The organism is Gibbsiella quercinecans (genome assembly GCF_002291425.1).
GTDB classification, from domain to species: domain Bacteria; phylum Pseudomonadota; class Gammaproteobacteria; order Enterobacterales; family Enterobacteriaceae; genus Gibbsiella; species Gibbsiella quercinecans.
Window position 1 is genome coordinate 5,152,113 of the sequence record NZ_CP014136.1, and the last position, 17,048, is coordinate 5,169,160.

The following is a 17,048-nucleotide window of genomic DNA, read 5'->3' on the forward strand; positions in this document are numbered from 1 at the left end:
ATCGTTTACAATATAATAATCTTATTGGTTGCGCGGGTATGTCTGCTGGCCCGCCGCAATGGCGTTGAGCACGTTGCTGTATTGCTGGAGGTAGGATGGTCGATCACTCGAAAAGGCACAGAAAAAAATTGCTGAAGGCGCTTGGCAGCCTATCGCTAAACCCGCTTGTGCAGGATGTGCCGCATCAGCAGGGCAGCGTTGAATACGCGACTTTCAGCGCCGGCAGTGCGCGTGTATTGGTGCATATCATTGGTTTCGCCAACCCGGTAACCCGTAATGGAGGGGCATCATGAATAACCCCGCAGTAACATCGCTGATTATCTTGGCTTATATTCTGCTGATCGTGCCGGTGCTTTCCTTGCTGGATTCACAACTGACGGTGACCCGCATCGGTACGGATCGGTTGCTGAGAAAAACGGTGCAAACCGTTGTTATCATCGTGCTTACGCTGTTTTTCTTCTGGCTGATGGCGTTGTTTAAATAGCCGTTTTGCCGTGCCCGCCAGCCTGGTGATGCCCCATCGCCTGGTTTTTATTTGTGCTTGCCTTCCTTCCCACCGTTATTGCCGTTTCCAGCCGGGTATTCCTATCTGTTTTTTTGATTATTAAGTGCCCGGTTAACCGCCGGAACATAGACCCCGCAACCATTTTTATTTATGCTTTGCCGTCCTTTCATCATGCGCAAGAATCAATTAATTCTCTAACGCACTGTTTTCAATAAATTTTACGGATAAGGATATTCCATTGAGCGCAATCGTTGTCGCTATAGATTAAGGTAAGCTGTCCTAATGAGTACAATTTCCTCCGATTCCGACACGCTGGCGGCGTCCAAGCCCGGCAAGTGGAATAAAACCGACACCGTATGGATGTTCGGCCTGTATGCCACGGCAGTGGGGGCGGGCACGCTGTTTCTGCCGGTCAACGCTGGGTTGAATGGCCCGCTGGTGTTGGTGGTAATGGCGCTGTTCGCGTTCCCGTTGACGTATCTGCCACACCGCGCGCTATGCCGCTTTGTGCTTTCCGGCTCCAGCCGCGATGGCAACATCCATGACGTGGTGGTCGAGCATTTCGGCGTGCTGGCCGGCAAACTGATCATGGTGCTGTATTTTCTGGCCTTTTTCCCGATCGTTTTGGTTTACAGCATTTCGATCACCAACGCGCTGGATAACTTCCTGATCCACCAGTTCCATATCACGCCGTTGCCGCGCGTCTGGCTCAGCCTGGCGGTGATTATCGTGCTGAACCTGGTGTTGCTACGGGGCAAAGATACCATTGTCGCGGCGATGGGCATGCTGGTGTTCCCGCTGTTGATATTCCTGATGGGCCTGGCCTTGTACCTGGTGCCGACCTGGCAGACGGCGAATTTCGTTGATGGCCTGGTGAACACCCGTTTTGATAGCCCTGGCCTGTGGCACTCTCTGTGGCTGGCGGTGCCGGTGATGGTGTTTTCATTCAGCCATGCGCCGATCATCTCTTCGTTTGCGTCAACGCAGAAAAGCCTGTACGGCGCACGCGCCGAACGCCGCTGCGCCCGCATCATGCGCTACAGCTACGTGTTGATCTGCGTTACCGTGCTGTTTTTCGTTTTTAGCTGCGTGCTCAGTTTATCCCACCAGGAAATGGCGCAGGCGAAAGAACAGAACATCACGGTGCTGACCACCCTGGCGAACAAGTTCTCCAACCCGCTGATTGCCTATCTGGCGCCGCTGATGGCGATGCTGGCGATGGCGAAATCGTATCTCGGCACGTCGCTGGGGGTCACAGAAGGGGCCACCAGCCTGATTGACGGCCTGACGCGTGCGCTGGGCAAGCCCTTGAGTTCGCGCGTCACCCATCGGCTTTCCGGCGTGCTGCTGTTCGTGCTGACCTGGGGGGCGACCGTATGGAACCCCAGCGCGCTGCATATTATTGAAACCATCAGCGGCCCGTTGATTGCGGTAATTTTGTTTATTTTGCCGATGTATGCCGTGCGCGCAGTGCCTGCCATGCACCGTTACCGGGCGTTGAGCAATATCTTCGTGTTGGTGATGGGCGTTATTGCGCTGTCCGCGCTGATTTATGGTTTGATCTGATCCCGGCGGCGTGCGGGCCACCGCGCGCCGTTTATTGATTTCGCCGTGTAAACCGCTGGCTGACGCGAGTGGCCCGCTTGGTTCCGTCAGGCTATTGGGGATAGGTGGCAATAATCTCCAAAATGCCGTTGATAACAAACTGCACCCCCATACACACCAGCAAGAAGCCCATCAGGCGTGAAATCGCCTCAATACCGCTTTGGCCGACCAGCTTCATGATGGCGCCGGAGCTGCTCAGGCATGCCCACAGAATCAACGATACCGACAGGAACGTGACCACCGGCGCGACCATCAGCACCCAATGCGCAAACCCCAGGGTGTTTTCTTTGATGCTGGAAGCCGTGCTGATGATCATCGCGATGGTCCCCGGCCCGGCCGTGCTCGGCATTGCCAGCGGCACAAAGGCGATATTAGCCGAGGTTTTTTTACGCAGTTCGGTATTTTTGCTTTCCACCTCCGGCGCTTCATCGGCTTTTTGCTGTGGGAACAGCATGCGGAAACCGATAAACGCCACGATAAGCCCACCGGCGATACGCAGGCCGGGGATGGAAATGCCAAAGGTTTTCATCACTAATTGCCCGGCATAAAACGCCACTATCATGATGAAAAAGACATAGATTGACGCCATGCGTGACTGCAGTTGGCGTTCTTCTCGGGTCATATTGCCGGATAACCCCAGCAGCAGCGCCACCGTGGTCAGTGGGTTGGCCAAGGGTAACAACAAGACCAGGCCAAGGCTGACGGCCTGGAACAATTGTAAAATGCTCGACATCAAAACAGCTCCCTCATGCTAAATCGCACAATACTTAAAGAATGCAGGTTAGCCGTTGTTAAACGGCAGGCAAAATACTATTTGCCGCCTGCGTTGTTTTTGCCGCTGCCGGCGCTGGCTGGGGCCGTGGTAGCGGGCGGTGAAAATATATTAGCAATGATCATATGATTAAATTTGTTTGTTTATTTTTGCTATTTCCCCCCTGATTTTTTCAACCAATCCTATACTAATAAAGAATTATGGCGGTTCTGCATAATCGAAAACTTAAAAGGAGTTTTACTATGGAAGTGGCAAATGAATTTGCAACAGTAAAAAAAATATCATGGGGGAGCGTGATTGGCGGCGTGATCACCGTACTGGCGGTGTCGCTGTTGCTGTCAACGTTGGGCACCAGCCTGGGTTTTTCTATGGTTGAGCCAACGTCTGACGATCCGGTTAACGGCGCAGGCACCGCGGTGGTGGTATGGTCTGCGGTTTCAATTATCATCAGCCTGGCAGCCGGTGCTTTTATCGCTGGCCGTTTGGCGGCGAATGACGGGTTGATCCACGGTTTCCTGGTGTGGGCGACGGCGCTGATTGTGGCTGCGGTGCTGGGCGGGTTGCTGGTGGGGTCTGCCGTGAAGGCGACCGGCAATGCACTCGGCGCGATTGCATCCACCTCCGGCAGTCTGCTTTCCGGCGCCGGTTCGGCCATCGGCAAAGGGGCTGCCGGGCTGGCGGATGCCGGCAGCAAAGCCTTTGATCAGTTGGGCATCGACACCACGCTGCAACCGCAGCAGGTGCAGGGCGATGTGGTGGCCGCGCTGAAAAAAAGCGGTATCCCTTCGCTGCAGCCGGAATTCATGCAGCAGCAACTGAATGCGGCCAAAAACGATGTGGCCGATGCGGTGAAGGCGCTGGCGCTTCAGCCGGACAACAGTGACGCGATTATTCAGGATTTGCTGGCCAAGCTGAAAATGCACGGTACCGCGATTTCACAGGATGTGGATGAGGACGCGGTGAAAAAAGCGCTGGTGGAGAATACCGATATGACCCCGCAGCAGGTGGATCAGACGGTTAAAAACCTGGTTGAAGCGAAAAACAAAACGGCAGAGATAGTCAATCAGCGTTTAAACGACGCCGATGCGAAAATCAACCAGGCCAAACAGGAATACACCGAACTGAAACAGAAGGCGCGCGAACAGGCGGCCATTGCTGCTGATGCGTTGGCCCATGCTGCACTGTGGTCGTTCTTTGCCCTGTTGATTGGCGCAGTAATCAGTGCGCTGGCAGGGCTGTGGGGGGTTAAGACTAACGCCCGCCGCGTAGTAGTAAAATAACAGCATACCCCGGTCCGTTTGCGCGTCTCGATGAAGGGATGAGAGGCCGGTTCTTCACAAGGTGAAGTGGCAGCCAGGAAAGACTGGCCAGCCCCGGCAACGATGCCGGGGTTTTTCTTGTTTCGCTCGGCAGCGGCAAGGCCGTTTATTTATCCAGAAGAAATTTAGTGATACTATCCATTTAGCCAAATACGGCTGTGAAGGTATGCTTGCCACGCTGTGTACCAAGTTAGAAACCAATCTGGCAATTGTGGGCGAGATCTGCACTCTAACTGACTAAATCCAAACCCAATTTTCGTACTGCATGTGATCTGTCGTGTGGGTCACCACTGTAGATAAGGAATTTTTAATGCCTGTTATTACCCTTCCTGATGGAAGTCAACGTCACTACGATCATGCTGTTTCCCCTCTGGATGTTGCCCTTGATATCGGCCCTGGCCTGGCGAAAGCCTGTATTGCCGGGCGGGTGAACGGTGAGCTGGTTGACGCCGGCGATCTGATTGAATCCGATGCGCAACTGGCGATCATCACCGCCAAAGATCCTGAAGGCCTGGAAATTCTGCGCCACTCCTGTGCGCACCTGTTGGGCCACGCCATCAAACAACTGTGGCCGGATACCAAAATGGCCATTGGCCCGGTAATCGACAACGGCTTTTACTATGACGTTGATATCGACCATACCCTGACGCAGGAAGACCTGGATCTGCTGGAAAAGCGGATGCATGAGTTGGCCAATAAAGACTACGACGTCATCAAGAAAAAGGTCACTTGGCAAGAAGCGCGTGACGCCTTTGTGGCGCGCGGCGAAAGCTACAAAGTGGCGATCCTGGATGAAAATATCAGCCATGACGACCACCCGGGCCTGTATCACCACGAAGAATACATTGATATGTGCCGTGGGCCGCACGTGCCGAACATGCGTTTCTGCCACCATTTCAAACTGCAGAAAACCTCCGGCGCATACTGGCGTGGCGACAGCAAAAACAAAATGCTGCAGCGTATCTATGGCACGGCCTGGGCAGATAAAAAGCAGCTTAATGCTTACCTGCAGCGCCTGGAAGAGGCTGCCAAGCGCGATCACCGCAAAATCGGCAAGCAGCTTGACCTGTACCACATGCAGGAAGAAGCGCCGGGCATGGTGTTCTGGCACAACGACGGCTGGACAATTTTCCGCGAGCTGGAAGCCTTTGTGCGCATGAAGCTCAAGGAATACCAGTATCAGGAAGTGAAAGGGCCATTTATGATGGACCGTGTGCTGTGGGAAAAAACCGGCCACTGGGACAACTATAAAGACGCCATGTTCACCACCTCGTCGGAAAACCGCGAGTATTGCATCAAACCGATGAACTGCCCGGGCCATGTACAGATCTTCAACCAGGGCCTGAAGTCCTACCGCGATCTGCCGCTGCGCATGGGCGAGTTCGGCAGCTGCCACCGCAACGAACCTTCGGGTTCCCTGCATGGGCTGATGCGTGTACGCGGTTTTACCCAGGATGATGCACATATTTTCTGTACGGAAGACCAGGTGCGCGCTGAAGTCAACGATTGCATCAAGATGGTCTATGACATGTACAGCGTCTTTGGCTTTGAAAAGATTGCGGTGAAGTTGTCCACCCGTCCGGAGAAGCGCATCGGTACTGACGAAATGTGGACCCGCGCGGAAGACGATCTGGCCGCAGCGCTGACTGAAAACGGCATTCCGTTTGAATATCAGCCGGGTGAGGGCGCCTTTTATGGGCCAAAAATTGAATTTACTCTGCATGATTGTTTGGATCGCGCCTGGCAATGTGGTACCGTGCAGCTCGATTTCTTCTTACCGGGCCGTTTAGGCGCGTCGTACGTTGGCGAAAACAACGATCGCGTGGTGCCGGTAATGATTCACCGTGCTATTTTGGGCTCCATGGAGCGTTTCATCGGTATCCTTACCGAAGAATACGCCGGGTTCTACCCAACCTGGATTGCCCCGGTACAGGTGGTGGTGATGAATATCACCGACAGCCAATCAGAATACGTCGAGCAATTGACCAAAAAACTGCAAGATGCAGGCATTCGGGTCAAAGCAGACTTGAGAAATGAGAAGATTGGCTTTAAAATTCGCGAACATACTTTACGTCGGGTGCCATATATGTTGGTCTGCGGTGATAAAGAAGTCGAAGCAGGCAAAGTTGCCGTTCGTACTCGCCGTGGGAAAGACTTGGGTAGCCAAGACGTAAACGCATTTGTAGACAAGCTGCTGACAGAAATCCGCAGCCGTAGTCTTCATCAACTGGAGGAATAAAGTATTAAAGGCGGAAAACGAGTTCAAACGGCGCGTCCTAATCGCATTAACAGAGAAATTCGCGCGCAAGAAGTTCGCCTAACCGGCGTCGATGGCGAGCAGATTGGTATTGTCAGTCTGAATGAAGCTCTTGAAAAAGCTGAGGAAGCGGGCGTTGATTTAGTCGAAATCAGCCCAAATGCCGAACCGCCAGTTTGCCGAATTATGGATTACGGCAAATTCCTCTACGAGAAGAGCAAGTCGACGAAAGAACAGAAGAAGAAGCAAAAAGTTATTCAGGTCAAGGAAATCAAATTCCGTCCTGGTACCGATGATGGCGACTATCAGGTCAAACTACGCAACCTGATTCGCTTTCTGGAAGATGGCGATAAAGCCAAAATCACCCTGCGTTTCCGTGGGCGTGAAATGGCGCACCAGCAGATCGGCATGGAAGTGCTTAACCGCGTCCGTAAAGATCTGTGTGAAGATATCGATCTGGCAGTGGTCGAATCCTTCCCTACGAAGATCGAAGGCCGCCAGATGATCATGGTGCTCGCACCCAAGAAGAAACAGTAAGGCTTCCAAGTAATCAGGCCCGCGCAACGCTTGCGCTGTGTGGGCTTTATTCGCCTCACTGATTCGTTGTTTAACAATGCGAAGTGGATTTAATTAAAATGCCAAAGATTAAAACTGTACGTGGTGCAGCCAAGCGCTTCAAAAAAACCGGCAGCGGTGGTTTTAAGCGTAAACATGCTAACCTGCGTCATATTCTGACCAAAAAAGCAACCAAGCGTAAACGTCACCTGCGTCCGAAAGGCATGGTAGCGCACAGCGATCTGGTATTGGTTATTGCGTGCCTGCCGTACGCATAAGCCATTTTTTTTGAATCAAGAATAAGACTTTAGGAGAGAGCATATGGCTCGCGTAAAACGTGGTGTAATTGCACGCGCACGTCACAAGAAAATTATGAAGCAGGCGAAAGGCTACTACGGTGCCCGTTCGCGCGTATATCGTGTTGCCTTCCAGGCAGTAATCAAAGCAGGTCAGTATGCTTACCGTGACCGTCGTCAACGTAAGCGTCAGTTCCGTCAGCTGTGGATTGCACGTATCAACGCAGCTGCTCGTCAGAACGGCTTGTCTTACAGCAAATTCATTAACGGCCTGAAAAAAGCCTCTATTGAAATTGACCGTAAGATCCTGGCTGACATCGCGGTATTCGACAAAGTGGCCTTCGGCGCACTGGTTGAAAAAGCGAAAGCAGCTCTGGCGTAAGTCAGTGGAAGAGGGAGCTTGCTCCCTCTTTTATCCTGTATTTTTAACCTATAAACTTCTGTTAGCTGGCGCTTTACCACATAACGTCACGTAACCCAGAAAGGTAATGCAAGCATGAACGCTGCCATTTTCCGCTTCTTTTTTTACTTTAGCGCCTGAATCCAGGGGGCTTGCGCGTAAGAAAAGAAACGGAAAGTAGCGCCTAAGCCTCCCTAAGCGGAGGCTTTTTTGTTTCTGGCTATCAAATAAATTACTCAATCACTACTTAGCGGCCATAGCGGCCCAAGAAGAGGAACACAATGCCACATCTCGCAGAGCTGGTTGCCAATGCCAAGGCAGCCGTAGAAGATGCCCAGGATGTAGCCGCGTTGGATTTGGTGCGCGTCGAATATTTAGGCAAAAAAGGCCATTTTACCTTGCAGATGCAGTCGCTGCGCGATCTGCCGGCGGAAGAGCGCCCGGCCGCGGGGGCCGTGATCAACCAGGCCAAACAACAGGTGCAAGAAGCGCTCAATGCGCGTAAAAGCGCGCTGGAATCCGCCGCACTGAATGCTCGCCTGGCAGAAGAGACCATTGACGTCTCCTTGCCGGGGCGCCGCCTGGAAAACGGCGGCCTGCACCCGGTGACCCGTACTATCGATCGTATTGAAACCTTCTTTGGCGAGTTGGGCTTCTCTGTGGCGACCGGCCCGGAAATTGAAGATGACTACCATAACTTTGATGCGCTGAATATCCCAGGCCACCACCCGGCGCGCGCCGATCACGATACCTTCTGGTTTGACGCCAAGCGCCTGCTGCGTACGCAAACTTCCGGCGTGCAGATCCGTACCATGAAAGATCAGCAGCCGCCGATCCGCATCATTGCGCCGGGCCGCGTTTACCGCAACGACTACGATCAAACCCACACGCCAATGTTCCACCAGATGGAAGGGCTGATCGTGGATAAGAACATCAGTTTCACCAACCTGAAAGGCACGTTGCATGATTTCCTGAAGAACTTTTTTGAGGAAGATCTGCAGATCCGTTTCCGCCCTTCATATTTCCCGTTTACCGAGCCTTCCGCCGAAGTGGATGTTATGGGCAAGAACGGTAAGTGGCTGGAAGTGCTGGGTTGCGGCATGGTGCACCCGAACGTACTGCGTAATGTCGGTATCGATCCTGAGGTGTACTCCGGCTTTGCCTTCGGCATGGGGATGGAGCGCCTGACCATGCTGCGCTACGGCGTAACCGATTTGCGCGCATTCTTCGAAAACGATTTGCGTTTCCTCAAACAGTTTAAGTAAGGCGGGAATATCACATGAAATTCAGTGAACTTTGGTTGCGCGAGTGGGTAAACCCGGCCATCAGCAGCGAAGCATTAGCAGAACAAATTACCATGGCCGGCCTGGAAGTGGATGACGTGGAGCCGGTTGCCGGCGCATTCAACGGCGTTGTCGTTGGCCAGGTGATGGAGTGCGCGCAGCACCCGAACGCCGATAAGCTGCGGGTGACGAAAGTCAACGTCGGTGGCGATCGCCTGCTGGATATCGTTTGCGGCGCGCCAAATTGCCGCCAGGGCCTGAAGGTGGCAGTGGCTACGGTCGGCGCAGTACTGCCGGGCGATTTCAAAATCAAACCCGCCAAGCTGCGCGGCGAGCCGTCTGAAGGGATGCTGTGCTCATTCTCTGAGCTGGGCATTTCCGACGATCATGACGGTATCATCGAATTGCCAGCAGACGCGCCGGTCGGCAGCAATATTCGTGAATACCTCAAGCTTGACGATGTGGCCATCGATATCAGCGTCACGCCAAACCGCGCCGACTGCCTGGGCATTATCGGCGTCGCACGTGACGTTGGCGTGCTGAACCAGGTTGCGCTGACCGCGCCAGACATGAGCCCGGTGGCCGCCACCGTCAACGACACGCTGCCTATTCAGGTTGAAGCGCCGCAGGCGTGCCCGCGTTACCTGGGCCGTGTGGTGAAAGGCATCAACGTCAATGCGCCAACGCCGCTGTGGATGCGCGAGAAACTGCGCCGTTGCGGTATTCGCTCTATTGACGCGGTGGTGGATGTCACCAACTACGTGTTGCTGGAATTGGGCCAGCCGATGCACGCCTTTGATTTGAACCGTATTGACGGCGGGATCGTGGTGCGTATGGCGCAGGAAGGCGAAACGCTAACCTTGCTGGATGGCAATGAAGCCAAACTGAATGCCGATACCCTGGTGATCGCCGATCGGCAAAAAGCGCTGGCCATGGCCGGCATTTTCGGCGGCGAACACTCCGGTGTGAACGCTGAAACGCAAGACGTGCTGCTGGAATGCGCTTTTTTCAATCCATTGGCTATCACCGGCCGCGCACGCCGCCACGGGCTGCATACCGATGCTTCCCACCGTTATGAACGCGGGGTGGATCCGGCGTTGCAGCACCAGGCTATGGAACGCGCCACGCGCCTGCTGATCGACATCTGCGGCGGCCAGCCAGGGCCGGTGATTGACGTCACCGCCGAGAGCGAACTGCCAAAACGCGCCACCATCACTCTGCGCCGTGAGAAGTTGGATCGCCTGATTGGCCATGTGGTGCCTAGCGAGCAGGTGAGCGATATTCTGCGCCGCCTGGGCTGCCAGGTGACAGAGCAGGGGAATGACTGGCTGGCGGTTGCGCCAAGCTGGCGCTTCGATATGGAAATCGAAGAAGATTTGGTGGAAGAGGTTGCGCGCGTTTACGGCTATGACAACATTCCAAACGTGCCAGTACGTGCCGATCTGGTGATGACCCACCATCGTGAAGCGGATCTGGCGATGAAACGCGTCAAAACGCTGCTGGTGGATCGCGGCTTCCAGGAAGCGATTACCTACAGCTTTGTCGATCCGAAAGTGCAGGCGTTGTTGCACCCGGCTGAAGAAGCGCTGATTCTGCCAAGTCCTATTTCGGTTGATATGTCGGCGATGCGTTTGTCGTTACTGAGCGGCCTGTTGTCTGCCGTGGTATACAACCAGAACCGCCAGCAAGGCCGTGTGCGCCTGTTCGAAAGCGGCCTGCGCTTTGTGCCTGATACTACGGCAGATCTGGGTATCCGTCAGGACGTCATGCTGGCTGGCGTGATCGCCGGTTCCACCCACGAAGAACATTGGGATCTGGCGCGCAGAGCGGTAGACTTCTATGATTTGAAAGGGGATCTGGAATCTGTGCTTGAATTAACGGGTAAATTATCCGAAATTCAGTTCAAGGCAGAAGCGAATCCTGCCTTGCACCCGGGGCAAAGCGCCGCGATTTATTTGCACGGTGAGCGTGTCGGTTTCATTGGTGTTGTACATCCGGAACTTGAGCGTAAACTGGAACTTAATGGCCGCACCGTGGTGTTTGAGCTGGAGTGGAACAAGGTTTCAACCCGCGTGGTGCCTCAGGCGCGGGAGGTTTCCCGCTTCCCGGCAAACCGCCGTGATATCGCCGTTGTGGTCGCTGAAAACGTGCCCGCAGAAGATATTTTGGCAGAGTGTAAGAAAGTTGGCGTAAATCATATAGTTGGCGTAAACTTGTTTGATGTGTACCGTGGTAAGGGCGTGGCAGAGGGTTATAAGAGCCTGGCTATCAGTCTGATATTGCAGGATACCGCTCGTACACTGGAAGAAGAGGAGATAGCCACTACCGTTGCAAAATGCGTAGAGGCTTTAAAACAGCGATTCCAAGCATCCTTGAGGGATTGAACCTATGGCGCTTACTAAAGCTGAAATGTCAGAACACCTGTTTGAGAAGCTTGGGCTTAGCAAACGGGACGCCAAAGACTTGGTGGAACTGTTCTTTGAAGAGGTCCGTCGGGCTCTTGAGAACGGAGAACAGGTAAAACTGTCAGGTTTTGGTAACTTTGATTTACGGGACAAGAACCAACGTCCGGGGCGTAACCCGAAAACTGGCGAGGACATTCCGATTACGGCGCGCCGTGTGGTTACTTTCCGTCCAGGGCAAAAGTTGAAAAGCCGTGTGGAGAACGCCAATCCAAAAGGCTAATTGCTATAAAACCAAAAAGGTCGCTTTTGCGGCCTTTTTTCTTTTCTAATATATATTTCAGTTTATTCTTAAAAAACCAGGTGTAAATTAGCAGTGGGTTTTGGCAGAAAGTGGTTAATTAAAACTGACAGGATGTTTTGCGGATTATTCTTATATATATTTATTATTCCCTATAAATAAAAAAGGGGCCGTAGCCCCTTATAATAACTTAGCGATCAAAATGATGACCGTGGCCGCCGCCGCCACCACCGCCATGACCGCCACCAGGGCCACCCCACGGTGGGAAGATACAGCCACTCAGCGCTGTTGCCAGCACTGTCACGGTCAGGAACAATCCAATACGTTTCAACATAATATTATCTCTGGGTTGTGGGGATAAACTGATTATAAATAGATTAAATAATCATAGTACATCAGTAAATCGTTAATCGTTGTTAGCAGCTATATTAATTAAATAAGAAAGAATTGATTGTAAGTATTTTGTAAGTTATATGAAAACAAACTGAAAATGAGCACAAATGAGATAGTCGATAAATAATCGCCTTGATATAACGCTCTTCAGCGTCAAATAACGTGAGAGTTAAATATGAAAAAGATCCTATTACTGGTGTGTTTACCGCTGATGCTGCCGTTGGCAGCCAGCGCTGATGTCTCTATCGACATTAATGTGCCGGGGGTATCCGTGCATCTGGGGGATCAGGATAACCGCGGCTATTACTGGGACGGTTATGATTGGCGTCCGCCACAGTGGTGGCATGAGCATCAGGGCCACGGTATCGGCGAGCGCAACGGCCATGGCATGTACTGGGATGGCGGCCGCTGGCAGGCTCAGCCGCCGCACCGCCAAAATAACGGCCCGCAAGGCGGCAACCCGTTCCGCGGCGAACGCGGGCATGACAACGGCGGCGATCGTCGTGATAACCACGGCAATGGCAATGATAGAGGCCATGGCAACGATCGCGGTCACGACAATGGGCCGGGGCAGCAACAGTACCCGCAGAAAAACAACGGCCCACATAACTAAAAATCAAGCGCTGCTGGTTTTGCCGTCATCGTAGTGTGGCAGGCAAGGCCAGCAGGCTTGCTCAATGGGAAGCGGGGTAGTTTAGGTTGATTCGCGTTCTATCAATTCAAAACCAATATCAGTAACCACTTCATTCGCTTCTTTTCCTTCTATCTTGTCTGTCAACATATTGGCGGCATCAATCCCTATGCGCCATCGATCTATTTTCACGGTTGAAATTGACGGAATATTATGGCGGGCAAAGTCCAGATCGCCGAAACCCATAATGGCGATATCCTGCGGAACGCGTAGCCCCCGGCTATTCGCTTCTATTATTGCTCCCTGCGCCAGGGTATCGGAACTACAAATCATGGCATCAAAGGCATTTTCAGCATCAAACAGATGACAAAACCCCTCTCGACCCAGAGACAAGGTCGCCGGCAGCGGAACCGTTACCGTCGCAATCGGGTTGACCTGCTTCTTCGCTAATATGTCGGTAATGCCCTTTTGGCGGATAAGCGCACGTTGATCTTCAGTCCATATCAGGCCAAATTTCCGGTATCCCTTTTCATACATGTAGTTAGCTATCTGATTACCAATTTTCTCATGAGAAAAACCCACCAGCATGTCTAATGGCGTTGGAGTGAGATCCCATATTTCGACCACCGGGATCTCGGAAGATAAGATAATGCGCTTCATTTGCTGGGAGTGCTGGATGCCTGTTAATACGATCCCATCCGGGCGGCGAGATAAAATGGCGGAAACGATCTCGGTTTCCAGCTCTTCGGTATACCCGCCGACGCACAATAGCATGTGATATCCGCGTTTTGCTAACTGGTCGCTGACGGCCTGAACGGTATCGACAAACATATTGTTATTGATCTGCGGAACCACGACGGCAACCAGTTTACTGCGCCTTGATGCCAGCCCTCCGGCCAATAAATTAGGAATATAACCCGTTACGGCAATGGCTTTTTTTACTTTTTCAACGGTTGTCTCACGAACCAACTGAGGATTATTGAGCGCTCTGCTTACCGTCATGGGGGATAGGCCGGCTTCTCGAGCTACATCCTCCAGCGTAGGGGATTTGGTTTTACCGTACTTTTGCAGAGCATTCTTCGCCTTCATACCAGTCCTTGAACAACGACAAAATTGGTTACAGGGCAATATATTATAGTAAAAGGGTGGGCTTACCCAACAACCATGGCAGCACGCCCAGCGCAGAGGATTATTACGGCATATGCAGTGTTTGTTGCCGTTTTCGATCCTGCCGAACAGAGTAGTAGAGCGAAGATGACGCCAGGCCCTGTTCGCAAGTTTCCCAACCAACCGCATTATTTCTGCACATTGCTCGGCGTGCGGGGGCATAGCTTTGTTTTTTTATAAAATGATTGCGCTATCATTTATTGAAATAAATTATTGTTTATCGGTAACTTGTTTTAATTTAACAACAATTTAACTTGTTATTTTATATGTTTTTTTGTGATCAGTGGCGCACAAGTGCGATCTGGTTATGGCGTACTAAATTTGTTCAGGGTAAAAATGTTAGCGCAATCATTTTTGCTATAACGCAATTCCAGATACGTCAATCAGGAGAAATGAAGATGACAACCAGTGCGAACTCAGATGCTGTTTCCTATGCCCGGGTTTCCAATGTACGAACCGCTGCTGAGACGGGAGACCGCATCGAATGGGTCAAGGTTTCGTTAGCGCTTTTACCGCTAGCGACACCAGTCAGCGATGCAAAAGTCCTTACTGGCCGACAAAAGCCGCTGACGGAAGTGGCGATTATTTTTGCTGAAATTCGTACCCGTGATGGGTTTGAAGGTATTGGCTTTAGCTACTCCAAACGTGCCGGTGGCCAGGGGATTTATGCGCATGCCAAAGAGATCGCCGATAACCTGCTGAATGAAGATCCTAACGATATCGATAAGGTCTATACCAAACTGCTGTGGGCCGGTGCCTCCGTTGGCAGAAGCGGTATGGCGGTGCAGGCCATTTCGCCTTTTGACATTGCCCTGTGGGATATGAAGGCGAAACGCGCGCAATTACCGCTGGCAAAATTATTGGGTGCGCATCGCGATTCTGTGCAGTGCTATAACACCTCCGGCGGGTTCCTGCATACGCCGCTGGATCAGGTGATAAAAAATGTGGCTATCTCCCGCGCAAGTGGTATCGGCGGCATAAAAATTAAAGTCGGCCAGCCTGACACCGCAGAGGACTTGAAACGTTTAACTGCGGTGCGCAAAGAGCTGGGCGATGATTTTCCGTTAATGGTTGATGCGAATCAGCAGTGGGATCGGGAAACTGCTATGCGTATTGGGCGTAAAATGGAGGCGTTCAATTTAATCTGGATAGAAGAACCGCTGGACGCTTACGATGTGGAAGGCCATGCCGCATTAGCCACCGCGCTGGATACCCCGATCGCCACGGGTGAAATGCTGACCAGTTTCCGTGAGCATGAGCAATTAATTCTGGGCAATGCCAGTGATTTTGTGCAACCCGATGCGCCGCGCGTCGGTGGTATTTCACCTTTCCTTAAAATCATGGATTTAGCTGCTAAAAACGGGCGTAAATTAGCGCCGCATTTTGCCATGGAAATTCATTTACATCTCGCCGCCGCTTATCCTATTGAGCCGTGGCTGGAACATTTCGAATGGCTAAACCCATTATTTAATGAACAGCTCGAATTACGCGATGGCCGCATGCTGGTATCTGACCGTTACGGACTTGGATTTACGCTGAGTGAACAGGCTAGTGCGTGGACTGTTGCGCAATGTGAGTTTGGCAAACGCCCCTGATTCGCTATTTTTCGATGACTGATGCGGGATTTTTCTAATGCGTCGGTCATCTCACATCTTCTAAATGAAAAAATCATATTTTAAAACCCTACATGATTTTAGGAGTTGTCAATGAACGAAAAACCGGAAAAAAGAACAAACGTAAGATCTATTATATTATTCTTCTTATTTGCAGCTACCGTTTTCAATTATGCCGATAGGGCAACGCTCTCCGTTGTCGCACCGTTTATGAGTAAGGAACTGAACTTTGATCCTGAAATGATGGGCGTTGCTTTCTCCGCATTTGGTATTTCATATGTGATTATGCAAATACCGGGTGGCTGGCTATTAGATAAATATGGTTCCAGAATCGTCTATGGTGGTGCGCTGATTGGCTGGTCGATGGTCACGATGCTGCAAGGGACGATCTATTTATATGCTTCACCGTTAATGGTGCTAATTATACTCAGGTTGCTGATGGGCGCTATCGAAGCCCCGGCATTTCCAGCCAACAGCCGGCTTAGCGTACAATGGTTCCCTAATAGTGAACGCGGGTTTGTCACCTCGGTTTACCAGGCAGCGCAGTATATCTCTCTGGCATTGATCACGCCGCTGATGACCATCATATTGCACACCTGGAGCTGGCATTATGTCTTTTATTATATCGGCATGATTGGTGTCGTTCTCGGCGTATTATGGCTGGTGTATATCAGGGATCCGCTGCGGCATAAAAAGGTCAATCAGGCCGAGATTGCCTATATCAAAGCGGGCGGCGGTATGCCGGAGTTGGGGGCTGAAGCTAAAAAAGAAAAAGTGAGCTTTGCGCAAATAAAAAAAGTGTGCATCAACAGAATGATGATCGGTGTCTATATTGGCCAATTCTGTCTGACCTCTATCACATGGTTCTTCCTTACCTGGTTCCCGACCTATCTCTATCAGGACAAAGGAATGTCAATCCTGAAGGTAGGCATGATCGCATCGATTCCGGCCATCGCGGGTTTTATTGGCGGGATCAGCGGTGGGGTTTTCTCCGATTTCTTGCTCAAAAAAGGATACAGTCTGACCGTCGCCAGAAAACTTCCCATTATATGCGGTATGTTGTTGTCATGCACCATTATTACGGCCAACTATACCGACTCAGAAGTTATCGTAATTGCGGCAATGAGCCTGGCTTTTTTTGCCAAAGGGTTTGGTAATCTTGGTTGGTGCGTTTTGAGTGATACTTCACCTAAAGAGGTTTTAGGCGTTGCCGGTGGCGTATTTAATATGTGCGGCAACCTGGCAAGTATTGTAACGCCGCTGGCCATCGGTTTTATTTTATCGTGGACGCACTCTTTTGACTTCGCCATTCTTTATGTTGGCTCAATGGGGTTGGTCGGGCTCTGTTCCTATTTGTTTGTGGTGGGGCGGTTGGCGCGTTTGGAAATATAGTATTCATTGTTTTCGCTGTTGCCTGTTGGCCGTTAATTAAAAAAATTCACTGTGACTTATTGTGATCTTTCACAGCCTGTTGTGCCGTACCGCGTATTTCTTTTGGATGATATTTTTATATTCACCATGAATATACGGTGTGTTTATCGTTATCAAC

At 51.6% G+C, this 17,048-nt stretch carries 18 protein-coding genes and 1 other annotated feature; of the genes, 15 read left to right on the plus strand and 3 right to left on the minus strand.

Annotated features, from left to right (window positions below):
• Positions 1–95 precede the first annotated feature (95 nt).
• The 3 genes from ACN28Q_RS23410 to ACN28Q_RS23420 all read left to right on the plus strand — a co-directional run bounded on the left by ACN28Q_RS23410 (position 96) and on the right by ACN28Q_RS23420 (position 2,071).
• Positions 96–293 carry a hypothetical protein gene (locus ACN28Q_RS23410; protein ID WP_095848530.1) on the plus strand — a complete coding sequence of 66 codons (198 nt, stop codon included), beginning with the start codon at positions 96–98 and terminating at the stop codon, positions 291–293.
• Entirely contained in the window at positions 290–484 is a 195-nt protein-coding gene (locus ACN28Q_RS23415; RefSeq protein ID WP_095848531.1) for a hypothetical protein, read from the plus strand. The genes ACN28Q_RS23410 and ACN28Q_RS23415 overlap by 4 nt, the downstream gene beginning before the upstream one ends.
• Before the next feature lie 303 nt (positions 485–787).
• A complete protein-coding gene (locus tag ACN28Q_RS23420) occupies positions 788–2,071 on the plus strand; it encodes an SLC5/6 family protein (RefSeq protein WP_095848532.1) in 1,284 nt (427 codons plus the stop codon).
• A 91-nt stretch (positions 2,072–2,162) separates the two neighbouring features.
• Here the strand turns inward: ACN28Q_RS23420 and ACN28Q_RS23425 are convergent, their stop codons facing one another.
• On the minus strand, positions 2,163–2,843 hold the full coding sequence (locus tag ACN28Q_RS23425) for a MarC family NAAT transporter (RefSeq protein WP_095848533.1): 681 nt from the start codon (positions 2,841–2,843) through the stop codon (positions 2,163–2,165).
• A gap of 281 nt (positions 2,844–3,124) precedes the next feature.
• Between ACN28Q_RS23425 and ACN28Q_RS23430 the strand changes: the two genes are divergently transcribed.
• From ACN28Q_RS23430 to ihfA, 9 genes are all read left to right on the plus strand, one after another.
• On the plus strand, positions 3,125–4,162 hold the full coding sequence (locus tag ACN28Q_RS23430; RefSeq protein WP_095848534.1) for a YrzE family protein: 1,038 nt from the start codon (positions 3,125–3,127) through the stop codon (positions 4,160–4,162).
• A gap of 349 nt (positions 4,163–4,511) precedes the next feature.
• Positions 4,512–6,440, plus strand: coding sequence for a threonine--tRNA ligase (thrS, locus tag ACN28Q_RS23435; protein ID WP_095848535.1), 1,929 nt, complete (start codon positions 4,512–4,514; stop codon positions 6,438–6,440).
• 3 nt (positions 6,441–6,443) lie between these two features.
• The gene (infC, locus tag ACN28Q_RS23440; protein WP_095848536.1) at positions 6,444–6,995 is read left to right on the plus strand and encodes a translation initiation factor IF-3; all 552 of its coding nucleotides are present in this window, start codon (positions 6,444–6,446) and stop codon (positions 6,993–6,995) included.
• Positions 6,996–7,093: 98 nt separating this feature from the next.
• On the plus strand, positions 7,094–7,291 hold the full coding sequence (gene rpmI / locus ACN28Q_RS23445) for a 50S ribosomal protein L35 (protein WP_095848537.1): 198 nt from the start codon (positions 7,094–7,096) through the stop codon (positions 7,289–7,291).
• 43 nt (positions 7,292–7,334) lie between these two features.
• A complete protein-coding gene (gene rplT / locus ACN28Q_RS23450) occupies positions 7,335–7,691 on the plus strand; it encodes a 50S ribosomal protein L20 (protein WP_004931417.1) in 357 nt (118 codons plus the stop codon).
• Positions 7,692–7,800: 109 nt separating this feature from the next.
• Positions 7,801–7,924: a sequence feature (Phe leader region), on the plus strand.
• A complete protein-coding gene (gene pheM / locus ACN28Q_RS23455) occupies positions 7,806–7,850 on the plus strand; it encodes a pheST operon leader peptide PheM (protein WP_106120997.1) in 45 nt (14 codons plus the stop codon). (Overlaps the previous feature by 45 nt.)
• 66 nt (positions 7,925–7,990) lie before the next feature.
• A complete protein-coding gene (gene pheS, locus ACN28Q_RS23460; protein ID WP_095848539.1) occupies positions 7,991–8,974 on the plus strand; it encodes a phenylalanine--tRNA ligase subunit alpha in 984 nt (327 codons plus the stop codon).
• A gap of 14 nt (positions 8,975–8,988) precedes the next feature.
• Positions 8,989–11,376: a phenylalanine--tRNA ligase subunit beta gene (gene pheT, locus ACN28Q_RS23465; RefSeq protein ID WP_095848540.1), complete on the plus strand. Its 2,388-nt coding sequence runs from the start codon at positions 8,989–8,991 to the stop codon at positions 11,374–11,376.
• A gap of 4 nt (positions 11,377–11,380) precedes the next feature.
• Positions 11,381–11,677 carry an integration host factor subunit alpha gene (ihfA, locus tag ACN28Q_RS23470; protein WP_095848541.1) on the plus strand — a complete coding sequence of 99 codons (297 nt, stop codon included), beginning with the start codon at positions 11,381–11,383 and terminating at the stop codon, positions 11,675–11,677.
• A 208-nt stretch (positions 11,678–11,885) separates the two neighbouring features.
• Here the strand turns inward: ihfA and ACN28Q_RS23475 are convergent, their stop codons facing one another.
• Positions 11,886–12,029, minus strand: a complete 144-nt coding sequence (locus tag ACN28Q_RS23475) for a hypothetical protein (RefSeq protein ID WP_165907101.1) — start codon at positions 12,027–12,029, stop codon at positions 11,886–11,888.
• A gap of 234 nt (positions 12,030–12,263) precedes the next feature.
• Between ACN28Q_RS23475 and ACN28Q_RS23480 the strand changes: the two genes are divergently transcribed.
• On the plus strand, positions 12,264–12,701 hold the full coding sequence (locus ACN28Q_RS23480; RefSeq protein WP_095848542.1) for a DUF2502 domain-containing protein: 438 nt from the start codon (positions 12,264–12,266) through the stop codon (positions 12,699–12,701).
• An 81-nt stretch (positions 12,702–12,782) separates the two neighbouring features.
• Here ACN28Q_RS23480 and ACN28Q_RS23485 read toward each other — a convergent pair whose 3' ends face one another.
• Positions 12,783–13,808, minus strand: coding sequence for a LacI family DNA-binding transcriptional regulator (locus ACN28Q_RS23485; protein ID WP_095848543.1), 1,026 nt, complete (start codon positions 13,806–13,808; stop codon positions 12,783–12,785).
• Positions 13,809–14,284: 476 nt separating this feature from the next.
• Between ACN28Q_RS23485 and ACN28Q_RS23490 the strand changes: the two genes are divergently transcribed.
• Both ACN28Q_RS23490 and ACN28Q_RS23495 read left to right on the plus strand, forming a co-directional pair.
• Entirely contained in the window at positions 14,285–15,481 is a 1,197-nt protein-coding gene (locus ACN28Q_RS23490) for an L-talarate/galactarate dehydratase (RefSeq protein WP_095848544.1), read from the plus strand.
• A gap of 111 nt (positions 15,482–15,592) precedes the next feature.
• Entirely contained in the window at positions 15,593–16,891 is a 1,299-nt protein-coding gene (locus ACN28Q_RS23495; RefSeq protein ID WP_095848545.1) for an MFS transporter, read from the plus strand.
• Positions 16,892–17,048: the final 157 nt, after the last annotated feature.